The organism is Terrimonas sp. (assembly GCF_003075435.1).
Classification (GTDB): domain Bacteria; phylum Bacteroidota; class Bacteroidia; order Chitinophagales; family Chitinophagaceae; genus Agriterribacter.
Genome location: NZ_QCZJ01000009.1, coordinates 90,788 through 110,608, shown reverse-complemented (window position 1 = coordinate 110,608; position 19,821 = coordinate 90,788). Strand labels below are relative to the sequence as shown.

The 19,821-nt window shown below is 39.9% G+C and carries 18 protein-coding genes; 5 read left to right on the top strand and 13 right to left on the bottom strand.

Features of this window, described 5'->3' with window-relative positions:
* Positions 1-8: 8 nt before the first annotated feature.
* Positions 9-1,070: a S8 family serine peptidase gene (locus DC498_RS26640; protein ID WP_255415844.1), complete on the top strand. Its 1,062-nt coding sequence runs from the start codon at positions 9-11 to the stop codon at positions 1,068-1,070.
* A 13-nt stretch (positions 1,071-1,083) separates the two neighbouring features.
* Here the strand turns inward: DC498_RS26640 and DC498_RS11750 are convergent, their stop codons facing one another.
* Positions 1,084-2,103, bottom strand: coding sequence for an AAA family ATPase (locus DC498_RS11750; protein WP_116874352.1), 1,020 nt, complete (start codon positions 2,101-2,103; stop codon positions 1,084-1,086).
* A 417-nt stretch (positions 2,104-2,520) separates the two neighbouring features.
* Entirely contained in the window at positions 2,521-2,763 is a 243-nt protein-coding gene (locus DC498_RS11740; RefSeq protein WP_116874351.1) for a helix-turn-helix domain-containing protein, read from the bottom strand.
* 309 nt (positions 2,764-3,072) lie between these two features.
* On the opposite strand from DC498_RS11740, the gene DC498_RS11735 reads away from it, so the two are divergent.
* Together DC498_RS11735 and DC498_RS11730 are read left to right on the top strand one after the other, a co-directional pair.
* The gene (locus tag DC498_RS11735) at positions 3,073-3,555 is read left to right on the top strand and encodes a hypothetical protein (RefSeq protein WP_116874350.1); all 483 of its coding nucleotides are present in this window, start codon (positions 3,073-3,075) and stop codon (positions 3,553-3,555) included.
* 50 nt (positions 3,556-3,605) lie between these two features.
* A complete protein-coding gene (locus DC498_RS11730) occupies positions 3,606-4,217 on the top strand; it encodes a hypothetical protein (RefSeq protein WP_116874349.1) in 612 nt (203 codons plus the stop codon).
* A gap of 734 nt (positions 4,218-4,951) precedes the next feature.
* On the opposite strand, the gene DC498_RS11725 is transcribed toward DC498_RS11730, so the two are convergent.
* Both DC498_RS11725 and DC498_RS11720 read right to left on the bottom strand, forming a co-directional pair.
* Complete coding sequence (locus DC498_RS11725; protein ID WP_116874348.1) at positions 4,952-5,683, bottom strand: SDR family NAD(P)-dependent oxidoreductase; 732 nt, start codon at positions 5,681-5,683, stop codon at positions 4,952-4,954.
* Between the two features lie 91 nt (positions 5,684-5,774).
* Complete coding sequence (locus DC498_RS11720) at positions 5,775-7,640, bottom strand: ABC transporter ATP-binding protein (RefSeq protein ID WP_116874347.1); 1,866 nt, start codon at positions 7,638-7,640, stop codon at positions 5,775-5,777.
* A 127-nt stretch (positions 7,641-7,767) separates the two neighbouring features.
* On the opposite strand from DC498_RS11720, the gene DC498_RS11715 reads away from it, so the two are divergent.
* The gene (locus DC498_RS11715; protein ID WP_116874346.1) at positions 7,768-9,852 is read left to right on the top strand and encodes a M48 family metallopeptidase; all 2,085 of its coding nucleotides are present in this window, start codon (positions 7,768-7,770) and stop codon (positions 9,850-9,852) included.
* A 142-nt stretch (positions 9,853-9,994) separates the two neighbouring features.
* Here the strand turns inward: DC498_RS11715 and DC498_RS11710 are convergent, their stop codons facing one another.
* The 4 genes from DC498_RS11710 to DC498_RS11695 form a co-directional block, all read right to left on the bottom strand.
* Positions 9,995-10,852 carry an OmpA family protein gene (locus DC498_RS11710; RefSeq protein ID WP_116874345.1) on the bottom strand — a complete coding sequence of 286 codons (858 nt, stop codon included), beginning with the start codon at positions 10,850-10,852 and terminating at the stop codon, positions 9,995-9,997.
* A gap of 505 nt (positions 10,853-11,357) precedes the next feature.
* Positions 11,358-12,221, bottom strand: a complete 864-nt coding sequence (locus tag DC498_RS11705) for an outer membrane beta-barrel protein (protein WP_116874344.1) — start codon at positions 12,219-12,221, stop codon at positions 11,358-11,360.
* A 24-nt stretch (positions 12,222-12,245) separates the two neighbouring features.
* Positions 12,246-13,391, bottom strand: coding sequence for a hypothetical protein (locus DC498_RS11700; protein WP_116874343.1), 1,146 nt, complete (start codon positions 13,389-13,391; stop codon positions 12,246-12,248).
* 20 nt (positions 13,392-13,411) lie between these two features.
* Positions 13,412-13,894, bottom strand: a complete 483-nt coding sequence (locus DC498_RS11695) for an RNA polymerase sigma factor (RefSeq protein WP_116874342.1) — start codon at positions 13,892-13,894, stop codon at positions 13,412-13,414.
* 151 nt (positions 13,895-14,045) lie between these two features.
* On the opposite strand from DC498_RS11695, the gene idi reads away from it, so the two are divergent.
* A complete protein-coding gene (gene idi / locus DC498_RS11690; protein ID WP_116874341.1) occupies positions 14,046-14,579 on the top strand; it encodes an isopentenyl-diphosphate Delta-isomerase in 534 nt (177 codons plus the stop codon).
* Positions 14,580-14,581: 2 nt separating this feature from the next.
* Here the strand turns inward: idi and DC498_RS11685 are convergent, their stop codons facing one another.
* The 5 genes from DC498_RS11685 to asnB all read right to left on the bottom strand — a co-directional run bounded on the left by DC498_RS11685 (position 14,582) and on the right by asnB (position 19,762).
* Positions 14,582-15,322, bottom strand: a complete 741-nt coding sequence (locus tag DC498_RS11685; RefSeq protein ID WP_116874340.1) for a tyrosine-protein phosphatase — start codon at positions 15,320-15,322, stop codon at positions 14,582-14,584.
* 125 nt (positions 15,323-15,447) lie between these two features.
* On the bottom strand, positions 15,448-16,197 hold the full coding sequence (locus DC498_RS11680; RefSeq protein ID WP_116874339.1) for a glycosyltransferase family 2 protein: 750 nt from the start codon (positions 16,195-16,197) through the stop codon (positions 15,448-15,450).
* A gap of 6 nt (positions 16,198-16,203) precedes the next feature.
* The gene (locus DC498_RS11675; protein WP_116874338.1) at positions 16,204-16,761 is read right to left on the bottom strand and encodes a WcaF family extracellular polysaccharide biosynthesis acetyltransferase; all 558 of its coding nucleotides are present in this window, start codon (positions 16,759-16,761) and stop codon (positions 16,204-16,206) included.
* Positions 16,762-16,767: 6 nt separating this feature from the next.
* Complete coding sequence (locus DC498_RS11670; protein WP_116874337.1) at positions 16,768-17,916, bottom strand: glycosyltransferase; 1,149 nt, start codon at positions 17,914-17,916, stop codon at positions 16,768-16,770.
* Positions 17,903-19,762 (bottom strand): asparagine synthase (glutamine-hydrolyzing), encoded by a 1,860-nt coding sequence (asnB, locus tag DC498_RS11665; RefSeq protein ID WP_116874336.1) that lies wholly within the window; start codon positions 19,760-19,762, stop codon positions 17,903-17,905. Before asnB ends, DC498_RS11670 begins: the two co-directional genes overlap by 14 nt.
* Between the last annotated feature and the right edge of the window lie 59 nt (positions 19,763-19,821).

Sequence of the window (19,821 nt, the reverse complement as noted above, 5' to 3'; positions counted from 1 at the left end):
TTGGAGCTTTGGCGGGTAATTTGGAAGATGGTGATAACACAGATGTAACTCCAAATAATCTTTCTCCAGCTTATTATACTCGTAAATTTCATTTTGATTACAGCCAGCCAGTTAATAAACAACCTTTAAGACGAAACCAAAGCAATAAGCATCTTAATAAACCTGATTTAGTTTTTGATGGCGGCGACTTATTTAAATATGAAGCTGGTATTGAAATATTACGTTCGCCTATGGCTGATGGTGAAAAATATTATGGGAGGTCTTGTGGTACAAGCCTATCCACACCGTTGGTAACATCTTATGCAGCAGAAATTTTGAACACTTACCCAAGCCTAAGAACTCAAACAGTAAAAGCCCTGTTGATTAATAGTGCATCCTATTTTAAAAAGAATAACTTACCTGAATTTAGAATAAGCACTGAATCAGTATTAAAAAGCCTTGTTGGATTTGGTAAACCTCAAAAAGACAAACTCCTTTCAACTGATAATAACTCAATAATTTTTTTAGTTGAGGACGAAATAGAGATTGGTCAAATATTAACCATACCAATTATTCTTCCATCATATTTAAAGGAGACCGGCAATAAATTAAAGTTTGATATTTCTTTATGTTATAGTTTTTTGCCCGTCAAGGACAATCATTTAAACTACTTGCCACTCTATATTTCATTCAATCTGGTGCAGAATACCGATATAAAAATTGTTGCAGAAAAAGACCATGCAGTTTATGGTATTAAGACTGGCTTTAGTTGGAGTGAAGACCATCATGGAATTGAAAATCGTATTTTCTCAAATGCTCAATTTAAATCATACACTTTGCAGTCCAATGATTTGAATGCAGTAGGCGATTCAATCGCTTTAGGTGTGCGATGTCTCGCAAAAGAGGAAATACCTGCAACACATTTGAGTCATCTAAAAAGTCGGAAACATTATTTTTCGGTAGCGATGAGAGTAACGGAACTTCCGGAAAATAAAGCAAGCAACCAACTCTACTCAGAGATGATTGCTTGCAATGATATTTTGAATATTGCTGAAACTGCCGGTGATGCAACAATTGAATTAGAAAGCTAAGTTGTTTCCATGTTTACAACGCTTTTTTTTCTGCTTCAAGAAGTAGCTTCCAAACTTTCATATCTACTGTAGGTGTTGTAATTGACTTATTCTCAATATTTGCGAAAATGCTTCTTTTTATTGCGGTGATAAGTGTCCTTTGTATGCTATAATAGCTTAACCCTAAAGCTGCTTTAATTATAGATTTCAAAGAAGATTTTGCAGGCAACTTTATTTTGCCGTTTCTTAAAGTTAATTCTATTAACTCAGCTATTTGTGCTTCATTAGGTAAATCAAATTTTATATTAACATCAAAACGCCTCATTAAAGCTGAATCAAGCATATCTTTTTGGTTAGTTGCGGCGATGACAATGCTGCTTTGCGGTAAATAATCAAACAATTGCAAAATTGTATTTACAACACGTTTCATTTCACCGTGGTCTTGACTATAATCCCTGACCTTACCCAAAGAATCAAACTCATCAATGAATATAATACAATCTTCTGAAGATGCTTTCCTGAAAATTTTTGCAAGATTTTTACTTGTCTCCCCCAATTTAGAGGAAACGATTGACCCGAGATTCACAACAACCATTATTTTATTCAGTTCACCAGCAATAACATATGAGGCAAGAGTTTTCCCACACCCGGATGGGCCATGAAAAAGAATCTTGTTTGCAATTGGTAAATTATATTTTCTCAATATGTCCACAGCATGGTGTTCCTTTACAAATAACTCTAATTCTCTCTTTGTTTCTTCACTTGTCACAAGATTTTTAAATCTATAATCCGAGGTCAGTTTTTCAAGTATCAAGTCATTGTATTCCCTATCTTCAATACGATTGAAATGACTTTCTGAACCAGCTTTAACAAGATTACTTGCTTTATTTTGCCTTAAAGACTCTTTCAGTATTGATTGTAATTGTAAAGCAAAATTTATCTTCTTTGTTTGCTTAGAATGTTCTATCAATTCATTCAGAGCAGTCAATAGCTTTTCCTGGTCATTATCTAACCCGAACTTTGCAATATCTTTTATGTAGTTAAATTGGCTCATTATGATTTACTTCCAAATTGGAAATATGAATAAAGATATAAATTTTATGATACCATTGCATCCGTTTTACGAATATGATATTTTTATCTCAGTTTTTTTATTGTAATATCCATTGTTTTTTAGTTTGTTACAGTCAGATCAACAATTTTTTAAGCTTTAGAAGGTGTAATTAGGCAATTTAGAAGAACGGATTACTATGGAAATTTCTTAAAATAAAACACAAGAAAAAAGTCTACGAACGGAACTTTGAAGTCTGCCTTTGACGATGAAGATAGTTATGAACTTACTGAATTAGGTAAACAGTTTGACCATTACACAATGAATGAAGTTGTTAGAAAAATTGAATAGAAAAGCACAGCCAACATAATATTATATCACGGAAATACGGGGGTAACATCAAAACTATTGCGTATAAATTCAATCCTCAAACTCAAACTCAAAATCCAGCAGCTTTTTGGGGTGAATGCCTAAACCTTTAGCAAGTTCAAGTATGGTTAGCATTTGTGCATTGATTTGACCCTTTTCAATTTTGCTGATTTTACTGTGATCAACACTGCATAGTTGAGCTAGTTTTCTATAGCTTAAATTTTTCCGTTTTCGGAAAGTAGCCAGCTTGTTTCCCAACTCCGATAGAAATTTATCAGCAAGATTTTTATCCATGCTCAAATATTTGCTGTAAGGTGAGAATAGTTTAAAAAAATATTGTGGTCTTTTTGGACTACGATCAAATATTTGTTCTTATATTCGCAATAGAAATTATTTTAGCGATTACTTCATAAAATCATTTGAAGCATTCGCTTTGAATCTCGACTTGAAAACTGGTAATTTTTAACACACGAGATGATAAGCAGAATGGCTCACGACCTAGGCGTGAGCTCTCTTATCCGTGTGTGGGTATACCAGTACCTCAAGTCGGTAAGTTGAGCGCCACGCCTTTTTTGTGCGGGTGCCAGCCTAAAACTTTTTGTTATGAACAACGCCGTTGCCACACCTGCACAAAACACCAACATCCATTTTAACGAAACCCAATGGCTGCAGGCCCTGTTCCTGCTGGCAGATACCCAAAGCTGGCTGCAGCAATTGCAGGAGGGGCTTATATGGCAACTGCCCGTAAAGCACCGTAAAAAGCTGCTGCGCAAAGGCTCCTACCTGAGCAGCAAAGCCCTGGCGCATATACTGGAGCGGCATTATTACAAAGTACCGCGCCACCCGCTTACCGGCAAGTTTACCATACCCATACCGCAAATTGTAGCCTGCATAAGAGATGCCTGCCAGCAACCGCCACAACTTATTCCGTGCAGTCCCCACCTGCAGCGGGTACTGGATACCGGCACGCCGCTCGGACACGATACTTCGGGCAATACCGTAACCACCATTACGGTCATTACCAGCACCGGCGGAGAGATCATCACCGCCTTCCCCGGCATACTGCTGCCGCCGCAAGACCTATAAGGTTTCTAAAACCTTATAGGTCTGTCTAAGCCTCACCTAAAAACAAAAAGATGAAAACCAAGCACCACAAAGACCCGTTTACCACCCAATGCTGGCTCTGTGAATGCATTACAAACCCTTACCAGGTAATCGCCCACTTCTTTGCCGAAGCCCATGTGCACCACTTTCGCAGGCTCATCAAAAAGCTCGTATGCCATGCCAGCGGGGCAGGTGTATACAAAGGAGATTCACCTGCCGATATACTTTTATACAGCAAACTCATCCGCTCGCTTATACAAGCCGCCCATGCTTTGAGGCATACAAAGCACAGCGCAGTTACTATTAAAAAAGAAGAGCTTTTCCATAAAAAATACTATTGCAGCCATTACGTTAGCGCTGATGCGTGGAAGGAGTTTCCGCGCTTCCTGTCTGAAAAAGAATACAGTGATCCCTACAGGGTATTTCAACAGTTTTTCAGCTACCGGTCGCTCAACAACTGGCAGCAGTGCTGGGAGCAGGTTGTAGAATATGCCCTGAACAGTGATACTACTGCTATAACAGCCCCGCTAACGGTGTGCATCCATTTAATAAAGCTGGTAGAAGCCGCGCACCTTATTGATGTAAGGGAGGTAACGCATGTGGGTGAATGTGTAAAGAATGGCAGGGTGGTATCAGCTACTTAAAAGGTATTACAATAAAAGAAAGTTGATGAGGGAATTGAGATTCCGTTTCCTATAGGTACGGTAGCATAATGACCGTGTGGTTCAAAAATTACAAACTTTGCCTTAGTGCTGACGGCAAAATACAAACACTCTCGCCGTCATTTCGATCCCGCCATTCTGAAAATTAAATTAAAAGCATCTTGCGGCGGGAGAGAAATCTGTTGGGCAGTAGTGCAGATGTTGAGCATTAGTACAAATGCCTGGCAGATTTCTCCCTCGCAAACCAGCGATTAAACTACAGAACCCGTGTTGGCTTGGTCGAAAGGACGGAACACCCTCGTCATTTCGACAGAGCCCTCCAGTTGTAGTGAATTCAAACCATGTTACGCCGGGTGAGAACTTTTCTCACCGAAGGTAAATCTGTTGGGCTGTAGTGCAAAAGATGAACAGCAGTACGAATGCCCGGCAGATTTCTCCCTCGCAAACCAGCGATTAAACTACAGAACCCGTGTTGGCTTGGTCGAAAGGACGGAACACCCTCGTCATTTCGACAGAGCCCTCCAGTTGTAGTGAATTCAAACCATGTTACGCCGGGTGAGAACTTTTCTCACCGAAGGTAAATCTGTTGGGCTGTAGTGCAAAAGATGAACAGCAGTACGAATGCCCGGCAGGTTTCTCCCTCGCATAAGAGTGATTAAACTACAGTGTTCGTGTTGGCTCGATCGAAATGACGGAAAGCGGTTACAGGAACCTCATCACGGCAGCTTCGCTACCAGCCTTTCCGGCATCAGCCGCAATATATGATAAATCATTTTCCACTTAAACCCGGGAACAATAACAAAACTCCGCCCGGCATTGACCACTGCCTTTGCAATAAATGATGGTTCAAGCATGAGGGATTCGGGAAGGTCGAGACCGGCAGTCATTTTACTTTGGATATAACCGGCTACAATTACATTCACCTGTATATTCCTGCTAAATAAATATTGCCTTAACCCGGCAAGGTATTGTGTAAAGGCAGATTTGGTACTGCCATAAATAAAGTTGCTCTTACGCCCACGCACACCCGAAAGAGAGGATACCCCGATAATCCTTTTTAAATTTTGATTGGATTCATCCATCGCAATAATATTGAGTATAGATACCGCTCCGCAATAATGCACTTTCATCATATTAAAGCTCCCTTTCCAATCTCGTAATGCTTCTTCATTATTTTTTAAAAATCCTGCCGCATACACAACTATAGCAGGTTTTGCCGGAAGATTATCATAAAATACCTGGTGCGTTTCAAATGCCGCAGCATCAAAATACAGTACCGTCATTTGTGACATGCTATATTGACGTTTCAGTGCAAATTCCTGCAATTCGCCTGTGCTTCGCGATGCAGCAATTACTCCATACCCTTTAGCAATATACATGGGAATGGCTGCCTTTGCCACATCAGCATTAGCGCCAAGAATCAACACAGATGGAGAAATTACTTTCATAAATACTGTTGTGTTAAGCGTATTTCGTTGTCATCAATCGTGTAACCTGTAACCTTTAATTTAAGCCCTGCTATCCAACACAAACTAACGGCTAAGTCAGCTCGCTGATATCAAACTGCATTTCATTCAGCCTCCTGTATAAACCGTTTCTATTCATCAGTTCATTATGTGTGCCTGATTCTGCAATAACGCCTTTATCTATCACCATAATTTTATCTGCGTTGCGGATGGTTGAAAGCCTGTGCGCTATTACAAAAGATGTTCTTCCTTTCATAAGGTTCTCCAATGCTTCCTGTACCAGTTGTTCACTTTCACTGTCAAGCGAGGAAGTAGCTTCATCTAATATAAGTATGGAAGGATTTTTTAAAATTGCTCTTGCAATAGCAACACGCTGCCGTTGCCCGCCGCTCAGCTTCATGCCATGCTCCCCAACTACAGTATCATATTTTTCAGGAAAAGAAGAAATGAATAAATGCGCGTTTGCTTTTTCTGCCGCCGCTATAATTTCCGCATCGGTAGCGCCAGGCTTTCCGTAAGCGATATTTTCTTTAATGGTTCCGCCAAATAAAATAATATCCTGCGGCACCAAAGCCATTTGTTTACGCAACTGAGATAAAGGAAAAGCCGCGGCAGGTTTACCATCAAAAAAAATGGTGCCGCTATCTGGTTTATAAAAGCGGAGCAATAATGAAGTGATGGTACTTTTGCCTGCGCCACTCGGACCCACAAGCGCAATTTGTTCTCCATTGTTGGCGGTCAACGAAATATCTTTTAATACCTGCACATCTTTTCTTGAAGGGTAGCTGAAAGCAATATGATCAAATGTTACATTACCGTGCAATGTAAAAGCAGGTTCAACCATGATATCATTTAATGCAACAGGCTCTCCGTCGCTGCGCAATATTTCGCGGATGCTTTGCGTGGCGCCCAATGTTTTTTGCAGCTGACTGAACATATCTGCAAAGCCGGCAAAGGTTGTTCCCACCAAAACAGAAAAAATTACAAACATTACCAGTAATCCAATCTTAAGCTCACCTGCCTGCACCATATTAATACCGTTCCACATCACAAAAGCAATACCGCCAAATACGCTGAATATCATAAACGCGATAAACGCTCCGCGGTAACGGGCATTGGTAATGGCAGTTTGCACAACAGCGTAAATACTCTTTGCGTAACGGGCAATTTCATAATATTCATTTGTAAACGCTTTTACAATGGCAATGCCCTGGAATGTTTCCTGCACTATAGTGCCGCTTTCTGCCAACTGATCCTGGGCTTTACCGGACATTTTCCTGATGCGTGAACCAAATACAACGGCGAGGACAGCAACCACCGGCACTACCGCCAGCATGATCAGCGCAAGTTTTGTACTTACCCAGAAAATAAAAAACAACCCGATGATCAAAGTAAATACCGCACGCAAAAATTCAGCAAAGGTGAAAGAGATGGCGTCCTGTATCTGCGAGAGGTCAGAAGATATCCTGTTGCTCAGTTCCCCCACTCTTTTCTCCGCGTAAAACGACATGGGCATACTCAGCAATTTACTGTATACATCCTGTCGCATTCTTGCCAGTCCTTTTTCGCCAATTTCGGTAAGCAGGTATACCCGCATAAAAGAGAAAATGGTTTGTGCACCTAACTGCAGGAATATAAACAGCAGTGTAGTATTCACGCTCCAGTGAATATTTTTTAAATCCAATCCCAAGCCACCGGTATTACCGGCAACAGGAATGGTCGTTCCCGGCACTGCGGCATCAATCATCTTGCCTAAGAACAATGGGAACAGGCTTGTTGTAAAAGCTGATAAAGCTATGAACAGTAATGCCCAAACAAATTTTATGCGGTAGGGTTTGAGGTATTTAAAAAGACTCAGCGCCTGTGAAATATTTTCCCGGGAGATCTTAGCCTTGGGCGATGCGTCGTTACCATTATTATCCCTTCTTGATTTTGCCATGTAAGAATATGTAAAGCTGAGTGAATGAGTTTCCTGACGCCGGCAAAATTATCATTTCTTAAAAAGCATAAATGCTTTTTTTATTCGTTTCTTTTTTTTTAAGTTGTGTTACCTAAACCCTTATAATATGAACACGCTGTCATATTCGGCTAACCAGCCTGTTACCAGTCAGCAGACCATTGAAGTGTCTGAATCATTTAAAAAACAGGGTGGTAAGGTTGTATCCTCCATCATTTTATTTTTTATAGTTTACCTGCTGTTGGTAGCCGCTTCGGTAGCGCTTGCCATCGCGTGCTTTTATATGGGTATAGCCATCATTGTTGCTTTACCACGACTGATCACCATTATTCTCGGGCTTGGACTGATTGCAGTGGGCGGATCAGTAATATTCTTCCTGGTCAAATTCATATTTGCTGTTTCCAAAAATGAAAACCCCGGCAGGGTGGAAATTAAAGAAGCCGATCAGCCCCGCTTATTTGCATTGATACGTGAATTAACACAGCAAACCAATACACAGTTCCCGAAAAAGATATTTCTTTCACCAGAGGTAAATGCATGTGTATTTTATAATTCCAGTTTCTGGAGCATGTTTTTGCCGGTACGAAAAAATCTTGAGATAGGATTAGGGTTGGTTAACTCCGTAAACGTAAGCGAGTTTAAGGCAGTGATGGCGCATGAATTCGGGCATTTCAGCCAGCGCAGCATGAAGCTGGGAAGCTTTACTTATAATGTAAACCGGGTGATTTATAATATGCTCTATGAGAACAACAGCTATACCAGCTTTTTAAGCTCATGGGGAAATATACATGGACTGCTTGCCCTGCTTGCTATTGTTACCAGCAAAATAGCACAGGGCATACAATGGATATTGAGAGGGATGTATGGGTTTATCAATAAAAATTATATGGGATTGAGCAGGGAAATGGAATTTCATGCAGACGCGATTGCCGCAAGTGTTGCCGGCGGCAATAATATTATTTCCGGACTAAGCAGGATAGAAGTTGCCCAGAATTGTTATGATTCAGCTTTAAACAAAGCAGGCGAAATGCTGAAGCAGCATAAAAAGTCGAAGAATATTTTCAACAACCAGCTAACCATTTTTCAAACGCTTGCCAAAGAACACAAGCTGGATATTACAAAAGACCTGCCTGATATTTCTTACCAGTTCATTCAATCCTTTTCTTCATCGCGGGTAAACTTTAAAAATCAATGGGCAAGCCATCCCACGCTGGAGGAAAGAAAAGCCAGTGTAGATAAACTGGGCATGAACAAAGCGCCTGATACTACAAGGGCATGGAGCATTTTTGATAACGCTGAGCAATGGCAGGAAATGCTGACAGCTAAAATTTATGCAAATGTTAGTTTGGAAAAAGAGCCTGCACTGTATGACAAAAACGAATTTGACGAATCATATCATAAGGATCGCGATTTATACCGATTGCCCGAAGTGTATAAAGGGTTTTATGATGGAAGGTATATTGACATTAAAGACTGGAATATCAGTGAAATATTAGCTACAGCTCCTGCAAAAACTTTTGAAGAAATATTTACAGATGAGAATGCAGCCTTATACAAATCAATCAAACAAAATGAAGCAGATCTTGATATTGTAAAGGCCATTGCCGAAAAACAGATTAATACAAAGACATTTGATTTTGACGGGGAAAAGTACAATGCCGCAGGCGCACAAACGGTTATTAAAAAACTGGAAGACGATATAGCAAATCAGAAAAAATCATTGAGTGATGCAGATAAAGAAGTATTTCGTTTGTTTTATCATAAAGCCGGCGCGGAGAGAGAATCACTTAAACTGAGATACGAACACTATATAGCTTTAACTGAACAGCAGACAGCATATCTCGACATTGCCAACAAAACACTTGACACGATCAATCCCTTATACAGGAATGGTAATTCCATTGATTTTGTGAATACTGTTATTGCTGATTTAAAGCAGGATGCTGAACCCAAATTGAAAAAGGTATTTCGCGAAACTGTCAGCAGCAATATCATAACAACAGAAAATAACCATGAGCTGTTCAAAAAACTGAACGGTTTCCTGGGCAGGGAGTATGCTTATTTTATTAATGGAGAATTCCAGGATCATGAGCTGTTGGAATTAAATGAGCTTATACAGGCTGTAGCCGGGGCATGGGATGAATATAAATTCAAAGTGTTTAAGAAAATACTGGAAGAACAGTTGAAGTATTAGCTACTCTCTGAAAAAAGTTGTTACGTGCACGATTAGCGCATCCTGCACCGCGACCCCGGCCAGTCGCTTAGATTCATGCTTTCGTACCTCGTTCTTATTTTCCACCTATGCCAGCAATAACCAAAAAAGTGTATTTTATACACTATTGCATTAAGCGATATAATTCATCGAGGTTTGGTGAAAGTATTATTTCTGTACGACGATTCAGGGATCTGCCTTCAGGAGTCGCGTTGGTATCACGCGGATCAAAATAACTGTGGCCTGAAGCAATTACCCTGGCAGGGTCTACCTGGTAGTTCGTAGTAAGTATTCTAACTATAGATACAGCTCTTGCAGTACTCAGCGCCCAGTTGTCTTCAAATGTTCTTCTAATGGGAATGCTGTCTGTATGTCCTTCTACCAGTATCTGAATCTTGGGGTCTGTATTCAACACCTGGGCTATTTTTCCCAGTGCTTCTGTACCTTCTTTTCCAACTACAGCACTGCCCGATTTGAATAATAGTTTCTCCTGCAGAGAAACATATACTTTTCCGTTCTTCACATATATGTCTAAATCTTCAGCCTTATATTGTCCAAGTGCATTATCAATGGTTTTATGCAGGTTTTCAACAACACTGCGCTGCTGATCTATCAGTTTCTGCAGGTCCTGCAATCTTTTTTGTTGTTCTTCGATGGTAAGAGAGCTGCTGCTTAATTTTTCTTTGGTGGTATTAAGCTGGCTGGTGGTATTTTCAAGCAATTTTTGCGTAGAACTCAATGCTTCTTCTTTCAGGTTACTTGCCTGCAGCAGATCATTATATTTCTTTTGCAATGCATCATGCTTCTGCTTGCTGTCTCTTAAATTATCACGGGTTGTAGCAAGGCTTGATTCAAGTTGAAGACTGTCCTGCTGTAATGCTTTTATTGAATTTGTTGCTTCAAGGAATTTTTTCTTTGATACGCATGAGAATAATACAATAGTTGCAATAGCGAAAGTAAAAGGGAGCCGAATGAATTTCATTATTCAGTAAGTTTTTGTAATAAGATATTTGCAGAATTGATGCCAAATGTAAAATAAATTTAGCTAATAATTGGATGAGGTGCATTCCGGATTAATAAAGCAAGAACCTCCCAATGCATGCTCCGGTACGGTATGCTTTATATAACCAGGGTAGCGCCGATTGCTGAAAGCTGACTGCTGACTGCTGAAAGCTGAAAGCTGAAAGCCGACAGCTTATAGCCCTTCGTGGCTTTTGTGATATACTTTGGGGAACTTCGTGATTAAATGATGAAGAGCGGATTCTGTAAATCAGGTATTAACCACAAAATACACAAAGGCGTTTCACAAAGAAGCACAAAGGAATGATGGGATATGACAAAGGCTGCATTTCAAAATTTCGAGGTAGATACTACTGCTCTGCCCCGGGCATGACACCGTAACGATATGATTATAGTATTGATACCTCGCGTTATATACATAAAAAAACCTCCTTCCGGAGGTTTATAAAAAACAAATTCATTGAATGCTACCAGCTGCTTAACCGCACACCAACCGTATAAGGATGCTGGTTTACGCCATATTGATGAAGTGGCGTTATAGCATAAGAGCCGTATAGTTTTACAGGGCCGAGACCAACTTCACCTACATAAGCCAATTTCCATCTTTCAAGGTTAAAATCGCCTGCAAATTTCTGTTTGCCAAAATCATCGCTGCGCTGCTTGTTTCTTGCGCCATATAAATAGCTGGCGCTTGCACCAACACTAAGACTTAACCCTTCTTTTCCCCGTTTCCCATTAGGGTTAATATTCAGCATCAGCGGCACAGTAACATAATCTACCGCAAGTTTGTTACAGGTAAAATCAACAGCCTGTCTTTCCACATAAGGATCTGCTCCTTCTATATATCTTATATCTGATTTATAATAGAACTTGTATAACTCAATACCAATACCATATTTTAAATTCACTACACGATCTACCAGGCTCATCCGCTGCATAAAAAGCCATAAATTAAAATTGAAAGAGCCTGCTTTAACAGCAAAATCACTTTTTGCAGCAGGATGACCCGTTGTTTGCCCATGCACAAAATCCCGGGCTTCAGCAGAAGCGTAATTTGTTTTATCATCGTGATTTACAAATCCCAGGTCAACAATTAACCAGTTGGTAGAAATATTGTTTCTCCAGCGGGATGGCTTATGGTGCGTATAACTGCGGCGTTTTTCACTTTCGGAAGAACCGGCTGGTTGTTCCTTTCCATCTTTTATAATAATAATGCTTCCTACCCTGATCGTATCTGGTGAGGCCGGCTGTACGATTGTGGTATCTGTTTGTGCGCCTGCGCCAAGGCAAAGCAATAATCCTCCCATCATCATAAGATGTGCTTTCTTCATAATTCCTGATTTAATAATGTGAACTTATTTTTTAGCAATTTCAAAACTGGCAACCCTTACTACTGACTGATCATTTTCATTACCGGTATTTGTTACGTGATCAACAAAGCGGGATGCTTTTCTAAATAAACCCCGGAGTTTTCCTTTGGGTTTTTTCTCGTTATTATCGGTATCCAGGAAAACAATATTTTCATTGTTCTCCATTTCATTTTGCAATATGCTTTTATCTTCCCCGTTAAAAGCCTGCTGATCAAGGATCAAAGGTTTTACAGTAGCTGACGGTTTTGCAATATCATTTAAAGCAATTTGTTTATCAGCTATTGTCTTATTATATAGCCCTTCCTCCCTGCGTTCATCTGATGGCACCCCGGCTATAAGATTTGTTATGCTCTTTTCCCTGTCAACGGTTTTCTCCTGTATATTATTAACGGCAGGCTCAACAATTCCTGTTTCCTTAGTTGCAACAGGATGATTGATGGTATTACGCGGTTGTTCAATCTTCTCCGTTGCCGCTATTGCCTGCTTTTCCTCAGCAACAACATCATGTAAAGGCTCCGTAAGCTGTGGTGTAACATCTTCCTGTGCTTTTTTAACTTCTTTTATTCCTGATGGTTTGCCGGCAAGCGCAGCGCGTTGAGCAGTTTCAGCAGTTTCGTTATCATAGATATTTGTCCAAACCGCGATGCCCGTTAACAGCACTGCCGCTGCTGCAGCTACGCTAATCCAACGCATGGAGATGATGCGGGCAGGTTTCTGCGTTGTACGGTATAAAATATCTTTATTGCTGAATACTATATTTTCTTCCGGCGCCAATTTTACCCTTTGCAGCAGGATCAGTTCAGCCTGCTTTTCTTTATGAGTTGCCGCAAATGCTTCAACGGCTTTTCTTTCTTCCGCGTTCAGCTCATTATCCGTATATAATAAAAAATATTCGCTGTAATTGTTTTCATTAACCATGCCCGGTTCAATGTGTTTGAACAATCCTGCTTTATGCGGGTATACCAGGGCATCTTCTACCGGTAATTTTGTTTGGGCAAACAGGTATAGTTCGTCCCGGAGATCAGGGTGTTCCTCAACAAATTTTTCTACTTCGGCACGCCCGCTCTCTGTCAATTCATTATCCGCGTACAGCAGGAAAAATGCTTCGTAATTATTGCTGTTGATTTTCATTTGTTCCAGATTTTGATGCACTAAACCAGGTTCTCCATTTTAACCAGGTATTCTTTCAGTTGAAGCCTTGCCCTGTGCAGGTATACCTTTACCTGGCTTTCACTTAATCCTGTAATTTTACCTATTTCCTCATAAGAATATCCCTCATAATCCTTAAGCATCACCAGCGACCGTTGTGTTTCATTTAAACGGGACAATGCGTGTTCCAGGATTTTTTTCAGGTTCTGTTTGGGATGGTGGATGCTGACATCATCTTTAAAATCTTCCTTCAGGCTGACCCTGCTTCCTTTCCTTATATGATCAATCATCTGGTTATAAGCAACTGTAAACAGGTAAGATTTACTTTTCTCATATATTACTTCCTCCCTGTTACGCCATAGTTTTTCAAAAGCAGTTTGCACCACATCCCTCGCGTCTTCTTCATGCTTTAAATTTTTAACGATAAACCGAAACACATTGTCTGCGTACAGGTTCACACATTCATTGTACTCTTTTTCTGTCATACAGTCAGTTATTCCCGATAAAATTACTTCCTATTCTAAGTGATTCATATATTATACGGATGAGTGGCATTAAGGTTACATAAGCTCAAAAAAAATGATTTGATGATAAAAACCGGAAATCCATAGGTTTGCAATTGAAAATTCAGTTGATATGTCATTTTACGACCCCGCTCATGAAATTATCCTTGTAAATGAGCTTGACGAGCAAACAGGCACCGCAGAAAAAATGGAAGCTCACCATAAGGCTTTATTACACAGAGCCTTCAGCGTATTCATTTTTAATACCAAAGGAGAAATGCTGTTGCAGCAAAGAGCCTTATCCAAATATCACAGTGCCGGCTTATGGACCAATGCCTGCTGCAGTCATCCCCGCCCTGGTGAGGAAACCATACATGGAGCAAAAAGAAGATTAAAGGAAGAACTGGGTTTTACCGCTGAGCTTAAAAAAGCTTTTGATTTTACTTACAGCGCCAGCTTTGATAACGGGCTTACCGAAAACGAATTTGATCATGTATTTACCGGGATATACGATGGACCGGTTGAACCTAACCCGGAAGAAGTGATGGATTATAACTATAAACCTATGGAAAAGATCAAAGAAGCATTGATTACCAACCCGCAGTTATATACCGCATGGTTTATTATCGCTTTTCCTAAAATTGAGGAATACCTGGCAAAACGATAAGATCATAGCTGCGCATTAAGCAGTGGTAGCGCATTCGCAATTTCATTTGCTTTCTGCAGCAAATCCGGTCTTTGCAGGTTATTAAGATGCCTTTCGTGATGAAGATCGGTACCAAGCAATTCAATTTGTTTTTTCTTAAAGAGCCGTTCCGCGGCCTGCTGCACACCTCTTCCATAATATCCAATAAGCGAAAGCAGGTTTACCTGGAAAAAACAACCCGCATGCCGAAGTTCATCATACACTTCTGGCTTACTATGAAAATAACCATACCGTTCGGGGTGTGCCAAAATGGGTTTATACCCCTTCATTTGTATGTCAAATATTTTTTGCTTGTAATCGAGCGGCGGACTTGCAAACGAAAACTCAACCAGCACCATATTATCTTTAATGGTAAGCAATGGTTCTTTCTTTTCGAGCAGGCTGTCAAAATGATCATCAAGAAAATATTCTGCCGCTGCTTTTATTTCAACATTCATTTTCCGTTTTTCCAATTCAGCGGTCAGCTTATTGTAGGCGCTGGTTATGGTCTGCCTGTTGTTGGGATAGAGGTCAATCATTAAATGCGGGGTAGTAATAAATTTTTTATATCCCAGCGCTGTTAATCCTTCAATCAATTGTACAGACGTATCAATATCAGGCGATCCGTCATCAATACCCGGAAGCAAATGTGAATGCATATCGGTGCCTATGATGCCCAGGTTGCCGGAGAAAACAGGTTTCTTTTTTTTGAAGAAGGAGAACATGAATGTTGTTATTTTACCAGGTAAAGCGATGAAAAATAATATCGTGAAACTTGAGAAGCCAAATGCGAAATTACAGATGATAGACGAGAATGGCTCACCTTCCACCTTTTACGGGTGCATTTCACCTATTTTATAAAAAACTGGCCAAGCTTGCGCATTGGTTTCAGGTACAAAGTAAACGGAAAAGGTTTAAGATTATTGATTTTCCATGCCATTCTATCCTGCCTGTTGGCTTTGATCCTGTTTTTTAATGACCCGGTACTCACGCCCCCTACCCGCATTTTTATAATTACTTTGTTAATATAGGCGGCTTTTATATTATGTTTCAATAAAATACGCAGCATCAACTCATAATCTGCCGCCGAGCCTAAATTAATATTAAACGTGCCCACTTTGTCATATACTTCTCTCCTTACAAAAAAAGTAGGGTGTGGCGGCATCCAGCCATAATAGAAACTGCTTTTTGTATACTTTCCTGCCCTCCATGAGCGCACAACTTTTGACATATCATCGCGTTGCACAAATTGCAGGTCTGCATACAAAGCCATTGCCTGCGGGTCCTCCTCAAAAGTTTTTGCAACCAGGGAAAGTATACCCGGCGAAGCATATACATCATCTGAATTGAGTATACCGATGATATCGCCACCTGCTATTGCAATGCCTTTGTTCATGGCATCATATATGCCGTTATCTTTTTCTGAAACAAACCGGCTGATGTGGCTATACCTTTTAATTATGTTTATCGTATCATCAGCAGATCCCCCGTCAATAATGATATGCTCTATATCCGGGTGATCCTGGTTTTGAATACACTCCAGTGTGTCTGCTAAGGTAGCAGCGCTATTGTATGTGGCAGTGATGATGGAGAGTTTCATGACAGGTTATTCAATTATACGTTGCTTTACCGGAACAGCAGGGTTACCGGAGTAAACAGTATACGCTTCCATATTTTTTGCAGATACAGAAGCAACGGTAAGTACACTGTGGCTATATGCAGTTACGCCCGGACAAACAACAGCCCGGGCACCTATCCAAACCCCATCTTCCAGGTGTATGCCTGCAACCATCAGATCAAAACTTATCTTTTTATAATTATGATTTCCCGTAAGCAGCATTGCTCCCTGTGATATACATACATTATTACCAATAACTATGTCTGCCAGGTTATCAATCCATACTTTTTCTCCAACCCAAACATGATCTCCTGTTTTAAGCTTCCAGGGATACTTAATATTTACGCCCGGCTTAATAACAACACCCTGTCCCAGCTTTGCACCAAAACATTTTAGCAGCCAACATTTAAATCCTGATAAAGGATTAAGGGGATTAATGAAAAATAATACATTGACTATATACCAAAGTCCTCTTTTTAGTATCCCCGCACCTATTGTTGGCTTATACCAATCATTATTATATTGACTTAAATCCACTGTAGTCATACCATATTATGAAAAAAGATCAATATATTTTGCTTTCAAGAGATCTATATTTTGATAATTCATTGCGAAGTTCCATGCCCCATTACTCCATAATTGATATTCACTATTGTTCATTTCAACTACCTTATTCAATATCTCATTAAATAAAGATCTGTTTTTTAAAGGTAAGTCCCACCCTGCTTTATATTCCTTTAAGTTTCTCCAAGGTGTTTGATCGCTGATCAGAACAGGTCTGCCGCAGGCAAGCGCTTCAAATACAGCGTGGCCGAAATTCTCTCCTGATGTCGGCAAAGCAAAAAGGTGATGAGACTGTATAAGAGCGGCTACCTGGTTATGTGGCATATCTTTCTTAAAGTCTACCTTAATATCTTCGGGAAGAGATGTTATTAACTTTTCACATTCTCTCCAATATAATTCGTCTTCTATTGAGCCGACAATTGTCAATAAAATTTCAGCATTCATTTTACAGAGGCATTCCAACAAAAAATCTAAGTTTTTTATTGGATGTATCCTACCAATAAAAATAATTTTTACACTCCCGGTTTTTTTTTCAATTACTTGAAAATCGCTTTGTGGTGAAGGGAAATTTTGAAGTACCATACAATCTGTTTTTTCACCAAATTGCCGCATAATATCGTTCTGTTCAGTATTGTCAGTTGCATGGAACCTGATAAGTCTATTAAGACGAAAGGTCTTAAATAATTTCAAATAAATATTTTTTTTTCGGGATTTAAACTGAAGAGCCGAGGCTTTTAGCATTCCCCTGGGCGCCAAAATTAATTTACTATTTAAAAGTCTCCTCTTTTTCATTAAAATAGGATATATAGTAAAGTAACGGGAATACATATTGTTCAAATAAATACAATCCGGTTTTACCTCTTTAATGCGTGAAAGTATTTGTTCCCAGCTTAAATGTTCAGGTGATGCATAAAATATATATTTATTACTGATATTCAACCACTTATTCGCCTTAACATCATTGTATGCTTTATTGTCTCCAAAGTCTCTATCTCTTGTATAAATATATATATCAAAATCATCCTGCATATAATAGGCAAAGTTTACACAAGACCTGATTGGACCACCGGCTTTATAACCAGGCTCATACCAATCTGCGAAAATGAGCACCTTTTTATTTTTTTTATTCAATTCCATTTTTTTCCAGCCAATATTCTAATACAACAAATATCCATATATCCATCCAACGTATGGAATCATCTCCTTTCAGAAATTGATTCCAGTACTTTGATAATGATTTCCCGTTAATGAATGCTCTCTGCTCCAGCCTGTTCAGGTGTGTTGAACAAAATGTCTTCAGCTCACCGCGCATCCATTGTTGCCACGGAAATACAAAACCCTGTTTCTTCCTGAATACGATTTCATCCGGAAGCAAGGGCTTAACAGATTCTACCAACAAGCTTTTAGGATACACAGGTTGCTTATACTGATCCGGGATACCTAAAACATACTGCACAAGGTCAGTATCCAAATAAGGTTCTCTTACTTCAAGTGCAACCGCCATGCTCATCTGATCTGTATCCTTTAATAATGTTTGCTGTGTATAGCCCATATATTCAGCAACAGACACCTGGCTCAACACTGGTAGCCCGCGCAAAACATCTCCGTTTTCACGAAGACGGTTATATATCTCTGTTTCTCTTTTATGATTTAGTGTAGTATACATATTTACCTGCTCAGGTGTAATAAGTTGCCTGAGCAATGGATATATATATTCAATATTTGCAGTCGGTGTTTGTAAAAGCTGGCGCATCCGCGACTGTTTGTTGGATAGTTTTCCCGGAAGAAGTACTGCCGCCATTTTCCGGATAAGAGCAGTATTATCCCACCATTTTTTTTGCGCATTTATTTTCCTGAATTGCTCAAAGATCGGGTATCCTGCAAAAAGCTCATCGCCTCCTACACCTGAAAGAGCCACAGTAATGCCTGCATTTTTAATTGCTTTTGAAACCACATAAGTATTAATGCCATCCCCGGAAGGAGTATCCATTGCCCCAAGGGCATTTTCCAACTCATCAAGCATGTTCTGCGGAGATAGCTGGATACGCGTATGATGGGCATTAAACTTTTTAGCTATCATCTCTGCGTACAAAGACTCGTCGAACTCTTTTTCTGCAAACGATATATTAAATGTTGCCGGGCGTATGCCACAAACTTCTGCCATTAATCCCACAACAATACTTGAATCAATGCCGCCGGAAAGAAATGCTCCAACCGGCACATCGCTCACCAGTCTTTTTTGTACAGACTCCCCAAGCAACTCAAAAACCTTCTTCTTAACGGATGAAAGATCCGGGTAATCGTTATTACTGCTATCCCAGGGGTTCCAATACTTTGTTATTTCCGTGCGGCCATTTTTAATCTTCATCCATGATCCTGCTTCAAGTTGCTGGATGCCTTCAATCATGGAGAGTGGAGAACTTACAGACTGGTAGGATAAATATTCGTGAATAGCCTCAGGATTAACCTTGCGGGCAATCAGGCCTGTAGCCAGTAGGGCTCTTATTTCTGAAGCAAAAATGATTTTTTCTTCATCCATGTAATAATATAAAGGCTTAACCCCCATTCGGTCTCGTACCAGGCAAAGCTCTTTTGTTTCCCTGTCCCAGATGGCAAAGGCAAACATTCCTTTTAAGTGCTGTAAACATGCTGTTCCCCAGGCTGCATAGGCCGCAACAAGCGTTTCCGTATCACTGGTCGTTTTGAAATCATAATTCTGCAGCTGTTCTTTTACTGACTGGTAATTATAGATTTCACCATTGAAAACCGTTACAAATCTTTTGCTGTTGTCGTGATAAGGCTGGTTGGCCGCCGTAGAAAGATCAATAATGGATAACCTGCGATGCCCAAGACCGATCGTCCCTTCTGACCAAATGCCTTCGGCATTGGGCCCACGATGAGCCATGGCATGATTCATCATTTTTATAAGACCTGGGATAGAGTTCTCTTTGTTAAAATAAAAAACACCTGCTATACCACACATATTGTTTTTAAATAGAATTATTAATCAGGAATAATCAAATACAGTTACTTTGCACTTCA